This window comes from Stenotrophomonas sp. 80084_Sma, from assembly GCF_056481995.1.
In genome coordinates, this window is sequence record NZ_CM151177.1 from 1067468 (window position 1) to 1083526 (window position 16059).

General features: G+C 66.8%; 17 protein-coding genes. 10 read left to right on the plus strand and 7 right to left on the minus strand.

Going from position 1 to position 16059, the window contains the following annotated elements; genetic code table 11:
• The first annotated feature begins 6 nt into the window (after positions 1–6).
• From ACZK3W_RS04995 to ACZK3W_RS05005, 3 genes are all read left to right on the plus strand, one after another.
• Positions 7–1044: a type IV pilus twitching motility protein PilT gene (locus ACZK3W_RS04995; RefSeq protein WP_006422551.1), complete on the plus strand. Its 1038-nt coding sequence runs from the start codon at positions 7–9 to the stop codon at positions 1042–1044.
• Positions 1045–1122: 78 nt separating this feature from the next.
• Complete coding sequence (locus ACZK3W_RS05000; protein WP_049400675.1) at positions 1123–2286, plus strand: PilT/PilU family type 4a pilus ATPase; 1164 nt, start codon at positions 1123–1125, stop codon at positions 2284–2286.
• Positions 2287–2438: 152 nt separating this feature from the next.
• The gene (locus tag ACZK3W_RS05005; RefSeq protein ID WP_478450533.1) at positions 2439–3422 is read left to right on the plus strand and encodes an aldo/keto reductase; all 984 of its coding nucleotides are present in this window, start codon (positions 2439–2441) and stop codon (positions 3420–3422) included.
• An 82-nt stretch (positions 3423–3504) separates the two neighbouring features.
• Here the strand turns inward: ACZK3W_RS05005 and ACZK3W_RS05010 are convergent, their stop codons facing one another.
• Positions 3505–4404, minus strand: a complete 900-nt coding sequence (locus ACZK3W_RS05010; RefSeq protein ID WP_478450534.1) for a LysR family transcriptional regulator — start codon at positions 4402–4404, stop codon at positions 3505–3507.
• Between the two features lie 93 nt (positions 4405–4497).
• Here ACZK3W_RS05010 and ACZK3W_RS05015 point away from each other — a divergent pair, with 93 nt between their 5' ends.
• From ACZK3W_RS05015 to ACZK3W_RS05025, 3 genes are all read left to right on the plus strand, one after another.
• Positions 4498–4710: a DUF4287 domain-containing protein gene (locus ACZK3W_RS05015; RefSeq protein WP_293799557.1), complete on the plus strand. Its 213-nt coding sequence runs from the start codon at positions 4498–4500 to the stop codon at positions 4708–4710.
• Positions 4711–4806: 96 nt separating this feature from the next.
• Positions 4807–5256 (plus strand): GNAT family N-acetyltransferase, encoded by a 450-nt coding sequence (locus tag ACZK3W_RS05020; protein ID WP_071228056.1) that lies wholly within the window; start codon positions 4807–4809, stop codon positions 5254–5256.
• 93 nt (positions 5257–5349) lie between these two features.
• Positions 5350–6057: a YitT family protein gene (locus ACZK3W_RS05025; RefSeq protein ID WP_032130182.1), complete on the plus strand. Its 708-nt coding sequence runs from the start codon at positions 5350–5352 to the stop codon at positions 6055–6057.
• 73 nt (positions 6058–6130) lie between these two features.
• Here ACZK3W_RS05025 and ACZK3W_RS05030 read toward each other — a convergent pair whose 3' ends face one another.
• Positions 6131–6673, minus strand: coding sequence for a DNA-3-methyladenine glycosylase I (locus tag ACZK3W_RS05030; RefSeq protein ID WP_049400680.1), 543 nt, complete (start codon positions 6671–6673; stop codon positions 6131–6133).
• On the minus strand, positions 6670–8457 hold the full coding sequence (locus ACZK3W_RS05035) for a DUF4153 domain-containing protein (RefSeq protein ID WP_478450535.1): 1788 nt from the start codon (positions 8455–8457) through the stop codon (positions 6670–6672). Before ACZK3W_RS05035 ends, ACZK3W_RS05030 begins: the two co-directional genes overlap by 4 nt.
• A gap of 91 nt (positions 8458–8548) precedes the next feature.
• Here ACZK3W_RS05035 and ACZK3W_RS05040 point away from each other — a divergent pair, with 91 nt between their 5' ends.
• The 4 genes from ACZK3W_RS05040 (at position 8549) to ACZK3W_RS05055 (ending at position 11364) form a co-directional block, all read left to right on the plus strand.
• The gene (locus ACZK3W_RS05040) at positions 8549–9115 is read left to right on the plus strand and encodes a YqgE/AlgH family protein (RefSeq protein ID WP_004147177.1); all 567 of its coding nucleotides are present in this window, start codon (positions 8549–8551) and stop codon (positions 9113–9115) included.
• Complete coding sequence (gene ruvX / locus ACZK3W_RS05045; protein WP_049400682.1) at positions 9108–9602, plus strand: Holliday junction resolvase RuvX; 495 nt, start codon at positions 9108–9110, stop codon at positions 9600–9602. The genes ACZK3W_RS05040 and ruvX overlap by 8 nt, the downstream gene beginning before the upstream one ends.
• A 15-nt stretch (positions 9603–9617) precedes the next feature.
• Entirely contained in the window at positions 9618–10568 is a 951-nt protein-coding gene (locus ACZK3W_RS05050) for an aspartate carbamoyltransferase catalytic subunit (protein ID WP_032130186.1), read from the plus strand.
• A 304-nt stretch (positions 10569–10872) separates the two neighbouring features.
• On the plus strand, positions 10873–11364 hold the full coding sequence (locus tag ACZK3W_RS05055) for an REP-associated tyrosine transposase (protein ID WP_293798953.1): 492 nt from the start codon (positions 10873–10875) through the stop codon (positions 11362–11364).
• 154 nt (positions 11365–11518) lie between these two features.
• Here the strand turns inward: ACZK3W_RS05055 and ACZK3W_RS05060 are convergent, their stop codons facing one another.
• The 4 genes from ACZK3W_RS05060 to ptsP form a co-directional block, all read right to left on the minus strand.
• Positions 11519–12337: a carboxylesterase family protein gene (locus ACZK3W_RS05060; protein ID WP_180838214.1), complete on the minus strand. Its 819-nt coding sequence runs from the start codon at positions 12335–12337 to the stop codon at positions 11519–11521.
• 70 nt (positions 12338–12407) lie between these two features.
• Entirely contained in the window at positions 12408–12674 is a 267-nt protein-coding gene (locus ACZK3W_RS05065; protein ID WP_010483664.1) for a hypothetical protein, read from the minus strand.
• A 58-nt stretch (positions 12675–12732) separates the two neighbouring features.
• On the minus strand, positions 12733–14094 hold the full coding sequence (gene mgtE, locus ACZK3W_RS05070; protein ID WP_010483662.1) for a magnesium transporter: 1362 nt from the start codon (positions 14092–14094) through the stop codon (positions 12733–12735).
• 194 nt (positions 14095–14288) lie between these two features.
• Positions 14289–16058: a phosphoenolpyruvate--protein phosphotransferase gene (ptsP, locus tag ACZK3W_RS05075; protein WP_478450536.1), complete on the minus strand. Its 1770-nt coding sequence runs from the start codon at positions 16056–16058 to the stop codon at positions 14289–14291.
• Position 16059 lies beyond the last annotated feature (1 nt).

Below are 16059 nucleotides of genomic sequence, written 5' to 3' on the forward strand. Positions count from 1 at the left end.
CCGCTCATGGATATCGCCGAGCTGTTGGCGTTTTCCGTAAAGAACAAAGCGTCCGACCTGCACCTGTCCGCAGGCCTGCCGCCGATGATCCGCGTGGACGGCGACGTGCGCCGGATCAACATCCCAGCCCTGGACCACAAGCAGGTCCACGCGCTGGTGTACGACATCATGTCCGACAAGCAGCGCCGCGATTACGAGGAATTCCTCGAAGTGGACTTCTCCTTCGAGATCCCGTCGCTGGCGCGCTTCCGTGTCAACGCGTTCAACCAGAACCGCGGCGCCGGTGCGGTGTTCCGTACCATTCCGTCCGAGGTGCTCACCCTCGAGGACCTGGCCTGCCCGCCGTTGTTCCGCGAAGTGATCCAGCAGCCGCAGGGCCTGATCCTGGTGACCGGTCCGACCGGCTCGGGCAAGTCGACCACGCTGGCGGCGATGATCGACTACATCAACAAAAACGAATACGGCCACATCCTCACCGTCGAGGATCCGATCGAATTCGTGCACACCTCGCAGAAGTGCCTGATCAACCAGCGCGAAGTGCACCGCGATACGCATGGCTTCAACGAAGCGCTGCGCTCGGCACTGCGTGAAGACCCGGACATCATCCTGGTCGGCGAACTTCGTGACCTGGAAACCATCCGCCTGGCACTGACCGCCGCGGAAACCGGCCACCTGGTGTTCGGCACTCTGCACACCAGCTCGGCGGCCAAGACCATCGACCGTATCATCGACGTGTTCCCGGCCGGCGAAAAGCCGATGGTGCGTTCGATGCTGTCCGAATCGCTGCGTGCGGTGATCTCGCAGGCGCTGCTGAAGAAGGTCGGTGGCGGGCGTACCGCTGCGTGGGAAATCATGGTCGGCACCCCGGCCATCCGCAACCTGATCCGCGAGGACAAGGTGGCGCAGATGTACTCGGCGATCCAGACCGGCCAGCAGTACGGCATGATGACCCTGGACCAGCACCTGCAGGACCTGGTCAAGCGCAGCCTGATCACCCGCAACCAGGCCCGCGACTACGCCAAGGACAAGCGCCTGTTCGAGTAAGGCGGGCAGCAACGGGACGGCGTGCGCCAGTGCGCCGCCGTTTCCGCGCCGTTTCCGCCTCCGACCGTTTCCTGGTACATGCCCCATTGGGAGCCCGCCGTGAACACCACCGCGACCACCATCGATTTCACTTCGTTCCTCAAGCTGATGGCGCACCAGCGCGCCTCGGACCTGTTCATCACCGCGGGCATGCCGCCGGCGATGAAGGTCAACGGCAAGATCTCGCCGATCACGCAGACCCCGCTCACGCCGCAGCAGAGCCGCGACCTGGTCCTCAACGTGATGACCCCGGCGCAGCGCGAGGAATTCGAGAAGACCCACGAGTGCAACTTCGCCATCGGCCTGTCCGGTGTCGGCCGCTTCCGCGTCAGCTGCTTCTACCAGCGCAACCAGGTCGGCATGGTGCTGCGTCGCATCGAGACGCGCATTCCGACCGTGGAAGAGCTGAGCCTGCCGCCGATCATCAAGACGCTGGCAATGACCAAGCGCGGCATCATCCTGTTCGTCGGTGCCACCGGCACCGGTAAATCGACGTCGCTGGCGGCGATGATCGGTTATCGCAACCAGAATTCGACCGGCCACATCATCACCATCGAAGACCCGATCGAATTCGTGCACAAGCACGAGGGCTGCATCATCACCCAGCGCGAAGTCGGCATCGATACCGACAGCTGGGAAGCCGCGTTGAAGAACACCCTGCGCCAGGCGCCGGACGTGATCATGATCGGCGAGGTGCGTACCCGCGAAGGCATGGACCACGCCATCGCGTTTGCCGAAACCGGCCACCTGGTGCTGTGCACCCTGCATGCCAACAACGCCAACCAGGCGATGGACCGCATCGTCAACTTCTTCCCGGAAGACCGCCGCAACCAGCTGCTGATGGACCTGTCGCTGAACCTGAAGGGCGTGGTTGCGCAGCAGCTGGTGCCGTCGCCCGATGGCCGCTCGCGCAAGGTGGCGATGGAGATCCTGCTGGGCACGCCGCTGGTGCAGGACTACATCCGCGACGGCGAGATCCACAAGCTGAAGGAAGTGATGAAGGATTCGGTCCAGCTGGGCATGAAGACCTTCGACCAGAGCCTGTTCGAGCTGTACCAGGCGGGCGAGATCAGCTACGAGGACGCACTGCGCTACGCCGATTCGCAGAACGAAGTGCGCCTGCGCATCAAGCTCAGCCAGGGCGGCGACGCCCGCACCCTGTCGCAGGGCCTGGATGGCGTGGAGATTTCCGAGATCCGGTGATCTGCGTGTTTTGTAGAGTCGAGCAAGCTCGACTCTACGAGCGAGCGGCCCCGCGTATTGATGAATTCCAGTCATGACCAACTGCAACGCTGCCCATTCAATCGGTTGCCCTTGCAGGCGTATCGTCAGCGCTCCCCCTCTGGAGCACGACGATGCAGACACGTGAACTCGGCCGCAGTGGCCTGAAGGTCTCCGCCCTGGGCCTGGGCTGCATGGGCCTGAGCCATGGCTACGGCCAACCGGTGGAGCGCAGCCAGGGCATCGCCCTGCTGCAGGCCGCCGTCGAGCGTGGCGTGACCTTCTTCGACACCGCCGAAGTGTATGGCCCCTACACCAACGAAGACCTGCTCGGCGAGGCGCTGGCGCTGTACCGCGACAGGCTGGTGATCGCCACCAAGTTCGGCTTCAAGGATGCGCGCGTCGATACCGGGCTGGACAGCCGTCCCGAGAACATCCGCGCGGTGGCGGAGGCCAGCCTCAAGCGCCTGCGCACCGACCATATCGACCTGTTCTACCAGCACCGCGTCGACCCCAACGTGCCGATCGAGGATGTGGCCGGTACCGTGCGCGACCTGATCGCCGAAGGCAAGGTCGGCCACTTCGGCCTGTCCGAGGCCAGTGCCGCCACCGTGCGTCGCGCCCATGCAGTGCAGCCGGTGGCCGCCGTGCAGAGCGAGTACTCGCTGTGGTGGCGTGAGCCGGAGCGCGAACTGTTGCCGACGTTGCAGGAACTGGGCATTGGTTTCGTGCCGTTCAGCCCGCTCGGCCGTGGCTTCCTGACCGGCGCGATCAACGCCGATACCACCTTCGACGCCAACGACTTCCGCAACACCGTACCGCGTTTTGAAGTGGAGGCGCGTCGTGCCAACCAGGCGCTGGTTGACCGCATCAGCACGATCGCTGCCGCACGTGGCGCGACGCCGGCGCAGGTAGCGCTGGCCTGGCTGCTGGCGCAGGCACCGTGGATCGTGCCGATTCCGGGCACCACCAAGATCCATCGCCTGGAAGAAAACCTGGGCGCGGCCGACCTGCAGTTGGCGCCGGAGGAACTGCAACGCATCGCGCAGGCGCTGGATGAAGTGTCGATTGTCGGTGAGCGCTACAACGCGCAGCGCGCCGCGCAGGCCAAGGGCTGACCGCCGGGCCACCCTGACTCTGGCGGGTGCGGACCGGGGTGGGTGCAAACTGAGGTGGGTGCGGACCGTTGGTCCGCACACCTCATCCAGCCATCGGCCCGCGCAACGCATCAAGCACCGTCCGCATCGCCACGGTGACGTGGCGGCGTGACGGGTAATACGCGTAGTAGCCATCGAAGTGCGGGCACCAATCGTCCAGCACGGATTGCAGGCGGCCATCGTCCAGCATCGGCTGCACCTGGTCTTCCGGCAGCCAGGCCAGCCCGCTGCCGGCCAGTGCAGCCGCGCGGGTCATGCCCATGGTGTTGAAGGTCCACTGACCGGTCACGCGCACGCTCAGTTCGTTGCCGTCCCGGCCGAAATCCCACGGCATCAGTCCGCCATGCGTAGGCAGGCGCAGGGTGATGCAGTTGTGGTTGGCCAGGTCGTGCGGATGCCGTGGCACCACATGCTGGCGGAAGTAGCTGGGCGCACCGACCACGCGCATGCGCAGCGGTGGGCTGACCGGTACCGCGATCATGTCGCGCGCCAGCCGTTCGCCGAGGCGGATACCGATGTCGTAGCGCTCGGCGACGATGTCGGCCAGGCCGTAGTCTGCAGCCAGTTCCACCTTCAGGTCCGGATACTGCTGCAGCAATGGCGCCAGCCGCGGCCAGGCGATGTATTCGGCGGCATGGCCGGTGGCATTGATGCGGATGGTGCCGGCCGGGCGTTCGCGGTACTCGGCCAGTGCGGCCAGTTCGTCCTCGATCTCGGCCAGGCGCGGGGCGAGGGTCTCGAGCAGGCGCGCACCGGCTTCGGTGGTGGACACGCTGCGGGTGGTGCGGGTCAGCAGGCGCACGCCGAGGCGCTCTTCCAGGCCGCGCATGCCATGGCTGAGCGCGGACTGGGAGACACCCAGCTGGGCGGCGGCCCTGGTGAAGCTGCCTTCGCGGGCAACGTGGACGAAGGCCTGCAGGTCGTTGAGGTTTTCACGGGGCATGAAGGGATGATACGGCTCCCGGATTGAACGGATCTGTCGATTTCCGGCTCCCCGGTTCGTCGTACCCGTACATCCAATGCTAGGAGCTTCCACATGAGCGCTGACACCAAGCCGAAAGGCCCGGCCTCGTACTTCCCCTCCATCGAGAAGACCTACGGTCAGCCGGTGGCGCACTGGTTCGGGCTGCTGGCGGGCAAGAAGGGCCTGAAACACATGGAACTGGTCAGCTTCCTGAAAAGCGAGCATGGGGTGGGCCACGGCCATGCCAATGCGTTGGTGGCGCACCATCTGGCCGGAAAGGGCTGAGCAGGCAACCCGGCGCTGAACGGTCGTGTGGGGGTCAGGCTACACGGCCTCCGGGGTCAGGCAGACTGGGCGTTCATCCCGAGGCAGGACGCCCTCATGCAGGTCACGCTGGACGCGATCACCGTCGACAACTACGAAGCCGTGTGCGATCTCGACGTCAGTGAGGCGCAGCAGGACTTCGTTGCCGGCAACACCTGGTCGCTGGTGCAGGCCGCATTCCATCCCGGCTACCAGACCCGTGCCATCCAGGCCGATGGCGAGCTGGTTGGATTCTTCATGTGGGTGCCGGAGACGCCGCAGCGCATCTCGATCTGGCGCTTCATGGTCGATCAGCGCTGGCAGGGGCGTGGCATCGGGCGGCGCGCGCTGGAAGTGGCGCTGGCGCAGATCCGGGACACGCCCGGCCTGGCCGAGATCGAGATCTGCTACAACCCGCGCAATCCGGTGGCGGGCGCCTTCTATGGCAGCTTCGGTTTCGTCGAGACAGGCATGGACGATGATGGCGAGGACATGCTGGCCGTGCTGCCGGTGACGCCTCCGGAATAACCTGAATGGGCGAGCGCAGCTGAACGATTTCATCTGCAACTGTCATGCAGATCGTGTCTAATATCGCTCCCCACCTGCTGTTCCCCCACCCGTATGTCCCTTCCCGCCCATGGCCCCGCGCCGTGCGACGACGCTGACGGCCACCTGGTCACCGCCGGTCCGCTGACCCCGCCGCCCGACAGTGCCGGCACCACCGCCGACGAAAAAGCGCTGCGCCACTCGATCGCCGAGGACGTGCAGGGCATGGTGCTGGCCACGATGGTGGCCTCGCTGGGCCTGGCCATCTTCGCCAAGGGTGGGCTGATGATCGGCGGCATGGCCGGCATGGCCTTCCTGCTGCACTACTCAATGGGTTGGAACTTCGGCCTGGTGTTCGTGCTGGTCAATCTGCCGTTCTACTGGGTGGCGCTGCGGCGCATGGGCTGGGAATTCACCCTGAAGACCTTTGCTGCGGTCACCGCCTGTGGCGTCCTGACCGACCTGCTGCCGCGCTGGATCGATTTCTCGCACATCAACCCGCTGTATTCGGCGATCGTGGGCGGTGCGTTGTCCGGCCTGGGCATCCTGTTCTTCATCCGGCACCGTGCCAGCCTCGGTGGTATCGGCATCCTGGCGGTGTACCTGCAGCGCACCCGCGGCTGGAGCGCGGGCAAGGTGCAGATGTCCTACGACGCCTGCCTGATGGTGGCCGCGTTCTTCGTGTTGTCGCCGTCGAAGGTGCTGTACTCGGCGATCGGCGCGGTGGTGCTCAGCCTGGTGCTGATGTTCAATCACCGCCCGGGCCGTTACATGGGCGTGTGACGATTCGACGGTAGTGCCGGCCGCTGGCCGGCAACACCTGCAGCATTCCGAGGCTGCCGGCCAGCGGCCGGCACTACCGGGAGGCCTGCAACCACGGCGGCGACAGCGTCAGCAGCCGCGCATGCACCGGGCAGTCCTCGGCGTGCGCACCGGGCAGGTAGCCCAGGCTCATCAGGAATTCGCCGGTGATCTCGCCGCCGGTGAAGCGGAACGTCTTCTTGAACAGCTTCACCCAGTCGGCCTTGCTGCGCGGATGGTGCGCGTCCAGCCACGCCGCGAAGCTGCCGTGGCTGGCCCGCAGCTGCTGGATCACCTGTGCGTTGTGGATCGCCGCCAGCACCTTCAGCCGGTTGCGGATGATGCCCGCGTCCGACAGCAGGCGTTCGATGTCCTGCTCGGCATACGCCGCCACGCGGTCCACATCGAAGCCGTCATAGGCCGCGCGGAAGCCCTCGCGCTTCTTCAGGATGGTCTCCCAGCTCAGCCCGGCCTGGTTGATCTCCAGCACCAGCCGCTCGAACAGCTCGCGCTCGTCACGCTGCGGGAAGCCGTATTCGTTGGCGTGGTAGTAGTCGTGCACCGGATGGCCCGGGGCGATGAGGCAGTAACCGCTCATGGAGAAGACTCGTTGGATTCGGGTTCGGGATCGATGGCCACCGCGGGGCGCCCGCCGATGGACAGCATCGGCCAGCGCGGTGGCACAAGCATGAGTTCGCCGTCACGCAGGGCCTGGTTGATCGCCTCGGCCTGGCCGCTGACGGTGCCGAACAGCGAACCGGCGCGGCGCCACTGGGCATCCCTGCCACGTGCGTACAGCACGCAGTCCGGCCCGCGGTGGGTGTACAGCTCGCACAGCAGTACCTCGGCGTTGCCGTCGCCATCCAGGTCGCGATGCACGATCAGGCAGTCGCGCTCGCTCTGGGCGCACGATTCGCCATTGATCGCGCGGGTGGCCAGTGCCTGCCACCAATCGTCCGGTGGCGAGCTGGATCCCTTGGCCAGCTTCAGCGCGCGCTGCAGGGCGGCGACGTCCTGCAGACCCTTGTCGAGGCGCTGTCCATCGTCCCAGCGCGAGGTACGTGCCAGCGCGGCAGCGATCACCTGTGGCGCGTTGGCATCGGCGGTGATGGCCGGATCACGCTGCAGCTCGCGCAGCGCCTGCACGCCACGGCGCCCAAGATCGAAGCGCAGCACGTTGACGTCACTGCTGGTGATCGCTGGCGGGTCCGCACGCAGGCGCGCCAACTGGCTGGACAGGGTCAGCCGCACCGGGTCCAGCAGCGGCGAGTTGCCCAGCAATGCCAGTGCCAGCACCGCCCAACACATCCAGCGGTTGACCGGCTCCAGCGTCTGCAGCCAGCGGCCCTGCCGGCGCACTACCGCCTGCGCGTAGCCCAGTGCATAGCCGGCCACGGCCAACGCGATCAGCACCGCCCAGAAGCGGTCCAGGGTCCAGCCGTACTGCACCACGCGCAGGCCCAGTGCATACAGCGCCAGCACCGCATAGACCGGCAGCGCCAGCAGGCTGGCCTCGACCAGCCGGCGCAGCACGACGGGGTAGGGCGCGGTGTCGTCGCCCTGCTGGTAGACCGCATTGGTGAACGACACCAGCAGCAGCGACAGCACCAGCAGCAGGCTGGCGGCCGAGCGGGTCTTCCACAGCGGCTCCAGCCCGGTCAGCGGCAGGCTCAGCACGAACAGCACGGCGATGAACGAGAGCAGCGGCAGCAGCCCGCGGCAGATCGCGAACAGCACCTGGCGGGTGATCTGGATCGCGCGGTGCTGGGTGCGCCCGATCAGCACGCCGAACCCGGCCAGGCTGCCGGTGGCCAGCGCGATGAACGCGTCCTGCCGGAACAGGTCGCGGAAGACGGTCACGTCGAGCAGCTGGAACAGCGCCGCCCACAGCCACAACAGCAGCCAGGTCAGCCCGGTGAACAGCGCGGCGAGGGCCAGGGTCAAACCATTCTGCCAGGCGCGCTCGAACAGCTCCGGGTAGCTGGCACGCCAATGCCCGTGCTGCAGCTGGAACTGCCACCAGGGCAGGGCCACGAACACCGCCACGGCCATGCCCAGGGTCAGCGGGAACTGCAGCGCGCCCGATTCCAGTGCGGTCTCGCCGTTGAGGTTCCAGCCGGTCCAGGCGGCCAGCGCCAGCACCACCGCCGAGCCGAGCGCGGCCTGCAGCCACAGGCGGCGCTGGCCCAGCTCGACCAGGCTCAGCGCCACCGCGCTGGGAATGGCCAGCACCCAGGCGTACCAGCAGTAGCGCCAGCCGATATCGCGGAACGGCCACGCATCGGACAGCTCCTGCGCGGCATACAGCATCAGGCCCTGCAGCAGCGCGATCAGGACGATGGCGCTGCGTGCCGGCAGGGTCAGGGGCGATGAAGACTGCATCGATGACCTTCCATGGCAAAGCACCATCCTAGCCCATCGCGGTTCGGCGCCATCGCGCGACCATCCCGCCCCCAGCAGGTAGAATGGGCCCATGCCTGTTACGCCGACTTCCCTTGCCGATCACCTGCTCGTCGCGCTGCCGTCGCTGCTCGACGCGACATTCGCCCGCAGCGTCGCGCTGATCTGCCAGCACGACGAGAACGGGGCGATGGGCGTGCTGGTCAACCAGCCTTCCGAGTACACGCTGGGGGAAGTGCTTGCACAGATGGACATCACCACCGGTGATGGCGACCTGCAGGCGCGCATGGTGCTCAACGGCGGCCCGGTGCATCCCGAGCGCGGCTTCGTCATCCATGACGACGCACGCGCATGGGATTCCAGCCTGATCGTGGGTGAAGGCCTGTACCTGACCACCTCGCGCGACATCCTCGAAGCGATGGCACGTGGCGAAGGCCCGGCCAATGCCGTGGTCACGCTGGGCTGTGCGGGTTGGGGCGCAGGGCAGCTGGAAAGCGAGCTGTCCGAGAACAGCTGGCTGACCGTGCCGGCCGATGCCGAGCTGGTGTTCCAGCTGCCGCTGGAGCAGCGCTGGCAGGGTGCAGCCTCGCGTATCGGTGTGGACCTGTTCCGGCTGACCGACTACAGCGGCCATGTCTGAGCCCATCGCGCCCGCGCCGGATTCTGCTGCCCCGGCCATCCGCCGTGATGGCACCGTTCTGGGTTTCGATGTTGGCTCGCGGCGTATCGGCGTGGCCATCGGCAGTGCCTTCGCTGCGCATGCGCGCGCGGTGGCCGTGGTCGATGTGCACGGCAACGGCCCGGACTGGACCGCGATCGAACGCCTGCTCAAGGAATGGAAGCCCGACGGCCTGGTGGTCGGCGACCCGCTGACCCTGGACGGCCAGGACCAGCCCAACCGCAAGCGCGCGCAGGGCTTTGCCCGCCAGCTGCGGGAACGTTTCAAGCTGCCGGTGGTGATGATCGACGAGCGTTCCAGCTCGGTCGAGGCCGCCCGCCGCTTCGCTGTCGAGCGCGCCGAAGGGCGCAAGCGCCGCCGTGATGCGGCCGCCCTCGATGCCGTTGCCGCGGCGGTGATCATCGACCGTTGGCTGTCGTCGCCGGACGACGCCACCCCCATTCCCTGACTGCCCGACACCGCCATGACCGCCCAGCAACTCGATGCCTCCGGCCGCCTGCGCCACCTGCTGACCCTCGAAGGCCTTCCGCGCGACACCCTGCTGCAGCTGCTTGACCGGGCAGGGCAGATCCGCGACGCCGCGGTCGGTCGTGTCGGCAACAAGCGCCACGTGCTGGCCGGTTCGGCGGTGTGCACGCTGTTCTTCGAACCGTCCACGCGCACCCGCAGCTCGTTCCAGCTGGCCGCGCAGCGCCTGGGCGCCGACGTACTGAACTTCGATGCCTCGACTTCGTCCACGCGCAAGGGCGAAACCGCCTGCGACACGCTGCGCAACCTGGAGGCGATGGGCGTGCGCGGCTTCGTGGTGCGCCACCCCGATGATGGCGCCGTGGCCGCACTGGCCGAGGCAGCGGGTGAGGGCACTGCACTGATCAACGCCGGTGACGGGCGCAGCGCGCACCCGACCCAGGGCCTGCTGGACATGCTGACCCTGCGCCAGGCCAAGGGCCCGGATTTCTCGAAGATGAAGGTGGTGATCGTCGGCGACGTGAAGCACTCGCGCGTGGCCCGCACCGACCTGCATGCGCTGCGTACGCTCGGCGTGGGCGAGATCCGCGTGTGCGGCCCGCAGTCGCTGCTGCCGGACGACGAGACCCTGAAAGGCTGCGTGGTCGGTGATGATTTCGACGCGATGCTGGAAGGCGTCGACGCGCTGATGATGCTGCGCCTGCAGCGCGAGCGCATGGAAGAAGGCCTGGTGCCGTCGCTGGAGCAGTACCACGCGCAGTACGGCCTGACCAACGAACGCCTGGCCCGCGCCGGCAAGGATGCCGCGGTGCTGCATCCAGGCCCGATCAACCGCGGCGTGGAAGTGACCGATGAGGTGGCCGACGGCCCGCAGTCGTGGGTGCTGCGCCAGGTCGCCAACGGCGTCGCCGTGCGCATGGCCGTGCTGGAAACGCTGCTGGGCTGACCTGCCCTGGTGGGTGCCGACCGTTGGTCGGCACAAAAGGGATTCACCCTGAACTGTCTGGGTGGGTGCCGACCGTTGGTCGGCACAAATAGGATTCACCTTGAACTGTCTGGGTGGGTGCCGACCGTTGGTCGGCACAAATAGGATTCACCTTGAACTGTCTGGGTGGGTGCCGACCGTTGGTCGGCACAGAACCATCAGTCCCGTGAAGTGCCGGGCTCAGACATTGAATAGCTACGGGCCTACCTGGACTGATGGGGTTGCCCGATAGAAGAAGGCGGTCGGGAGGCACACGCTTGTACCCATGAACCGCGCACGCCTGAGGCTTGGCCGCCATTCCCGGATCGGGCAATCCTACATCCTGACGACCGTCACCCAGGGGCGTCGACGCTACTTCGACGATGCCACAGCGGCGCAGTTGGTGATGGACGTGGTCCGTCGCCTTGATACTGAAGGCCTGACGTACTCACTTGCCTATGTAGTCATGCCGGACCACATCCATTGGCTTGTGGAGCTCCGTGCGTTCTCGCTGGACTACATCATGCAACGATTCAAATCGAGCAGTGCATTGCGGATCAACCGCATGCTGGGCAGGACAGGACCATTCTGGCAATCGAGCTATCACGATCATGCCATTCGTTCTGAAGAATCACTGTTTCGCCATGCGATGTACATCGTCGCCAACCCGGTCAGGGCGAACTTGGTGAGCTGCGTGGGAGAGTATCCGTATGCCTGGTGCCGATGGGAGATCGATGGGAGGTACCAAGCAATGGATTACCCCGAGGCGGAGAGATAGTGCCGACCAACGGTCGGCACCCACCAATACCCAAGCCGACCAACGGTCGGCACCCACCAATACCCAAGCCGAGCAACGGTAGGCATCCACCAATACCCAAGCCGAGCAACGGGTAGGCATCCACCAACAGTTGTTTCCCAGCAGAAACTGCGGTTCAGCGCTTCTGCGCGAACAGCCACGCCCACATGGCCGGGTCGGCGTAGGTAGCGTCCCAGGCATTGTGATTGCCTTCCGGGTACTCGGTGTAGCGCACATCGCGTGCGTTGGCGCTCTGGAATGCGGCATGCAGCCTGCGGTCGTCATCCGGAGGCACCACGTCGTCCAGCGCGCCGTGGAAGATCCAGACCGGCGTGTGCTGCAGGCGCTGCGCGATCACGGCATACGGATCGGTTTCCTGGGCGACCTGCTCGACGAACAGGGTCGGGCGCTTTGCGCGTGGTGCCAGCACGGCACCGCACACGGGGACGATCGCGGCAAAGCGGCGCGGGTCATCCAGGGCGATGTTCCAGCTGCCGTAGCCGCCCATCGACATGCCGGTCAGGTACTGCCGTGCCGGGTCGGCGCCGAACTCGGTGATCGTCGCGTCCAGCGCGGCAACGGCCGCACGGTTGTTGCGGCCGCTCCATTCCTCATGGCCCGGTACCTGTGGAAACACCACCAGGGCAGGGAAGTCGGGATGCTCGCGCAGATAAGGCCCCAGCCCGGCGTGGGTCTGCTTGATGCCATCGGCGCCGCGCTCGCCCGAACCGTGCAGGAACAGGATGACCGGGACGTTGGAGGTTGCGGGCGTCTGCCCACCAGGGCTGCGGGCCTGCAGGCCCGCGGGAATGAACACCTGGTAGTAAGCCGTGTGCCCGTCCACCTTCACCGCACGTGCTTCGAAGCGGCCACGCGCGCTGTCCGGCAGCGAAGTGCAACCGCTCATCATCAGAAGGGCCAGCAATGGCAGCCAGCGCGACAGCAAACGGACCATGGGGTTTTCCGAAGCGGCGAGAACGCCTGCATCGTAGTCCGCCAACGTCGGCCCGGCATCATGCGCCGCGTCACTGCGGGCGCGGGAAGCTGGCGATGATGTCCAGCTGCTCCTGTGCCTCGGCATTGCCTTCGGCGGCCGCAGCCTGCACCTGCGCCATATCCGGGTGCAGCACCACCAGCAGCGGGTTCTCGCAGACCGGGCAGTCGTACTCGGTGGCGTCCTCGTCCAGCTCCATCTCCATGGCACGCGAGCTGCCCTTCCATTCGCAGGCCGGGCAGGTGTGCTGCTGGTCGCGCCAGCCGGGCTGGAAGTAGTTTTCTATCGTTGTTGCCATGGGTGTTCCCGTTGAGTGGGGTCCGAGCCCGCTTGGCGGGGCCCGATCCTTGATGCGGTCAGTGCAGCAGCACCAGGGTGGCCAGGCCGAGGAAGGTGAAGAAGCCCATCGAATCGGTCACGGCGGTCAGGAAGATGCCGCTGGCCAGCGCCGGGTCGAAGCCGAAGCGTTTCAGGGTCAGTGGCACCAGCACGCCGGCCAACGCGGCGAACAGCAGGTTGCAGGTCAGCGCGATGGCGATCACCGCCGACAACCCGGGCGAGTGGAACCAAGCGAGTACGATCAGGCCCAGCACCGAACCCAGCATCACGCCGTTCAACAAGGCGACCCGCACTTCCTTCCACAGCAGCGTGCGCGCGTTGGAGGCGCCCACCTGGCCCAACGCCAGGCCACGCACCATCAGCGCCAGCACCTGGGTGCCGGCGTTGCCTCCGAGGCCCGCAACGATCGGCATCAGCACCGCCAGCGCCACCAGCTTGTCGATGGTGCCCTCGAAGTGGCCGACCACGCTGGACGCCAGGAATGCCGTGCACAGATTGACCGACAGCCACATCAGGCGGCGGCGCATGGCGCGCCAGACCGGGCTGAACAGATCCTCGTCCTCGTCCAGGCCGGCGGCGCCAAGCGCCTGGTGCTCGGCCTGTCCACGGATGATGTCGACCACGTCATCGATGGTGATGCGGCCGACCAGGATGTTGTTGTCGTCCACCACCGGCGCGGAGATCCAGTCATGGTCGGAGAACTGGCGGGCGACCTCCTGGTCGCTTTCGCCGACATCGATCGCCGGTTGCTCGTCGTCGATCAGGCGGTTGATCGGGGTGGTGTCCTCGTGGGTCACCAGTGCCGCCAGCGACACCCGGCCGAGGTATTGATGGCGACGGCTGACCACGAACAGATGATCGGTGTGGTCGGGCAGTTCGCCACGCAGGCGCAGGTAGCGCAGCACCACGTCAACGTTGACGTCGGCGCGCACGGTCACCACGTCCGGGTTCATCAGGCGGCCGGCGCTGTCCTCGGGGTAGGACAGCACCTGCTCCAAGCGCTCGCGGTTCTCGCGGTCCATCGACTTGAGGACTTCGTCGATGACCGTGTCCGGCAGATCTTCGACCAGGTCGGCCAGATCGTCGATGTCCAGGTCTTCGACCGCGGCGATGATCTCGTCCGGGTCCATGTCGGCGAGCAGGCTCTCGCGCACGTCGTCGCCGACGTGGACCAGCACCTCACCGTCATCTTCCGGATCGACCAGGCCCCAGACCACCTCGCGCTTGCCCGGCGGCAGCGATTCGAGCAGGTTGCCGATCTCGGCCGGGGCCAGGGTGTTGACCAGGCGGCGCACCGGGCCCAGCCGACCGCTGTCCAGTGCGTCGGACAGCATCCGCAGTTGGCGCGCAGTCTTGTCGTGGCGTACAGCTTCAGCCATCGCAGCTCCCGCGGGATAAGAAAAGCCGCGATCCCGGCAAGGATGCGGCAACAGGGGTGTTCAGCGCGTCATTATCGCAAGGGGATGTTTCAACGCATAGCCGCCGGGCGGTGGTAGTGCCGGCCGCTGGCCGGCAAGCGGCCCCATCGAAGGCCATGAGGTTGCCGGCCAGCGGCCGGCACTACCCTTGGCGCTCAGGGCGTATCCGCCACCAGCGCCAGCCAGCGCTCGATCGCGCGGCGGTCGCGTGCGGCCAGCAGCTTCGGTGCGCGCGCGCGCAGCGCGGCCAGGTCGGCCTCGCGGATCGCGCGGCGCACCTCCAGCAGTGTGCCGGGGTGCAGGCTGAATTCGCTCAGGCCCAGCGCCAGCAGCAGCGGAGTCATCCGTGCATCACCGGCCATCTCACCGCAGACCGCCACCGGAATGCGATGCCGCGCGCCGGTCTCGATCACCATCTGCAGCAACCGCAGCACGGCCGGATGCAGCGGCGAATACAGCTCGCCCAGTGCCTCGTTGTTGCGGTCAGCGGCCAGCAGGTACTGCACCAGGTCGTTGGTGCCGATCGACAGGAAGTCGACCAGGTCGATGAAGCTCTCCAGCGCCAACGCCGCAGCGGGCACCTCGATCATCGCGCCCAGCGGCACATGGTCGGACACCATGTGGCCTTCGCTGCGCAGCTGTTCGGTCAGCTTGAGCATGCGCCGGCGCACCGCCAGCAGTTCCTCGCGGGTGCTGACCATCGGCACCAGCACGCGCAGCTTGCCGTAGGCCGAGGCGCGCAGGATCGCGCGCAGCTGGGTGTCGGCCACCTTGGGCCGTGCCAGCGACAGGCGTACGCCGCGCAGTCCCAGGGCCGGGTTTTCTTCGTTGCTCAGGGTCAGGCCGGTGCGGTCGGCCTTGTCCGCGCCCAGATCGAGCGTGCGGATGGTGACCGGTCGCCCGCTCATGCCCAACGCGGCATCGCGGTAGGTCTGGAACTGTTCTTCTTCGTCCGGCAGCTCGTTGCGCTGCAGGAACAGGAATTCGGTGCGGTACAGGCCCAGCCCCTGCGCGCCCAGCGCATGCGCCTGGGTGACGTCCTCCAGCGATTCGGCATTGGCCAGCAGGGCGATGTCGACCTGGTCGCGGGTACGGCTGGGTTTGCTGCGCAGGCGGCCGAGCTCGCGCTGCTCGCGCGCATGTTCTTTCAGGCGCGCGCGGTAGTCGCGCAGGTTGTCGGCCTGCGGGTTGGCGGTGATGCTGCCGTCGGCGCCATCGATGATCAGCACGTCGCCATCGGCGATGCGGCTGAGCAGCTGCGGCACGTTGACGATCAAGGGCAGGTGCAGGCTGCGCGCCAGGATCGCACTGTGCGACAGCGCGCTGCCGGCGGCGGTGACGATGCCGACCACGCCCTGCGCCTGCAACTGGGCAAGCTCGGAGGGCGCGATGTTATCGCAGACCAGGATTTCACCGGCCAGGCCTTTCATCACCGGCGGGCGTTCGGGCTGCAGGAAGGCGTGGATGCGGCCGATTACATGGTCGAGGTCGTCCATGCGGCTCTTCAGATAGGCATCGTCCATGCCATCGAAGACCTTGGCCAGGCGGTCACGCTGCAGGCGCAACGCATAGCCGGCGCTGTAGGGGCCGCTGCGGATCAGTTCGTCCAGCCCGAACAACAGCTCGGGGTCGTCCAGCAGCAGGGCATGCAGGTCGAGGAACTCGCCCGCTTCCTGGTTCAGGGCGCCATGCAGGCGCTGCCGCAGTTCGTGCATTTCCGTGCGCGCGGCATCCACCGCGCGGTGCAGGCGGGCCAGCTCAGCCTCGACCTGATGGGCGGCGACGCGCTGCTCGGCCACTTCCAGCGCATGTGGCAGGCGCACCCGCGCCCGGCCCATCGCTGCGCCACGGGCAGCACCGTGCCCGGCCAGCAGCTGTACCGGCCGCTGGCCGGAGGGGATCTGGCCGGCGCGCGCGCGTGGCACG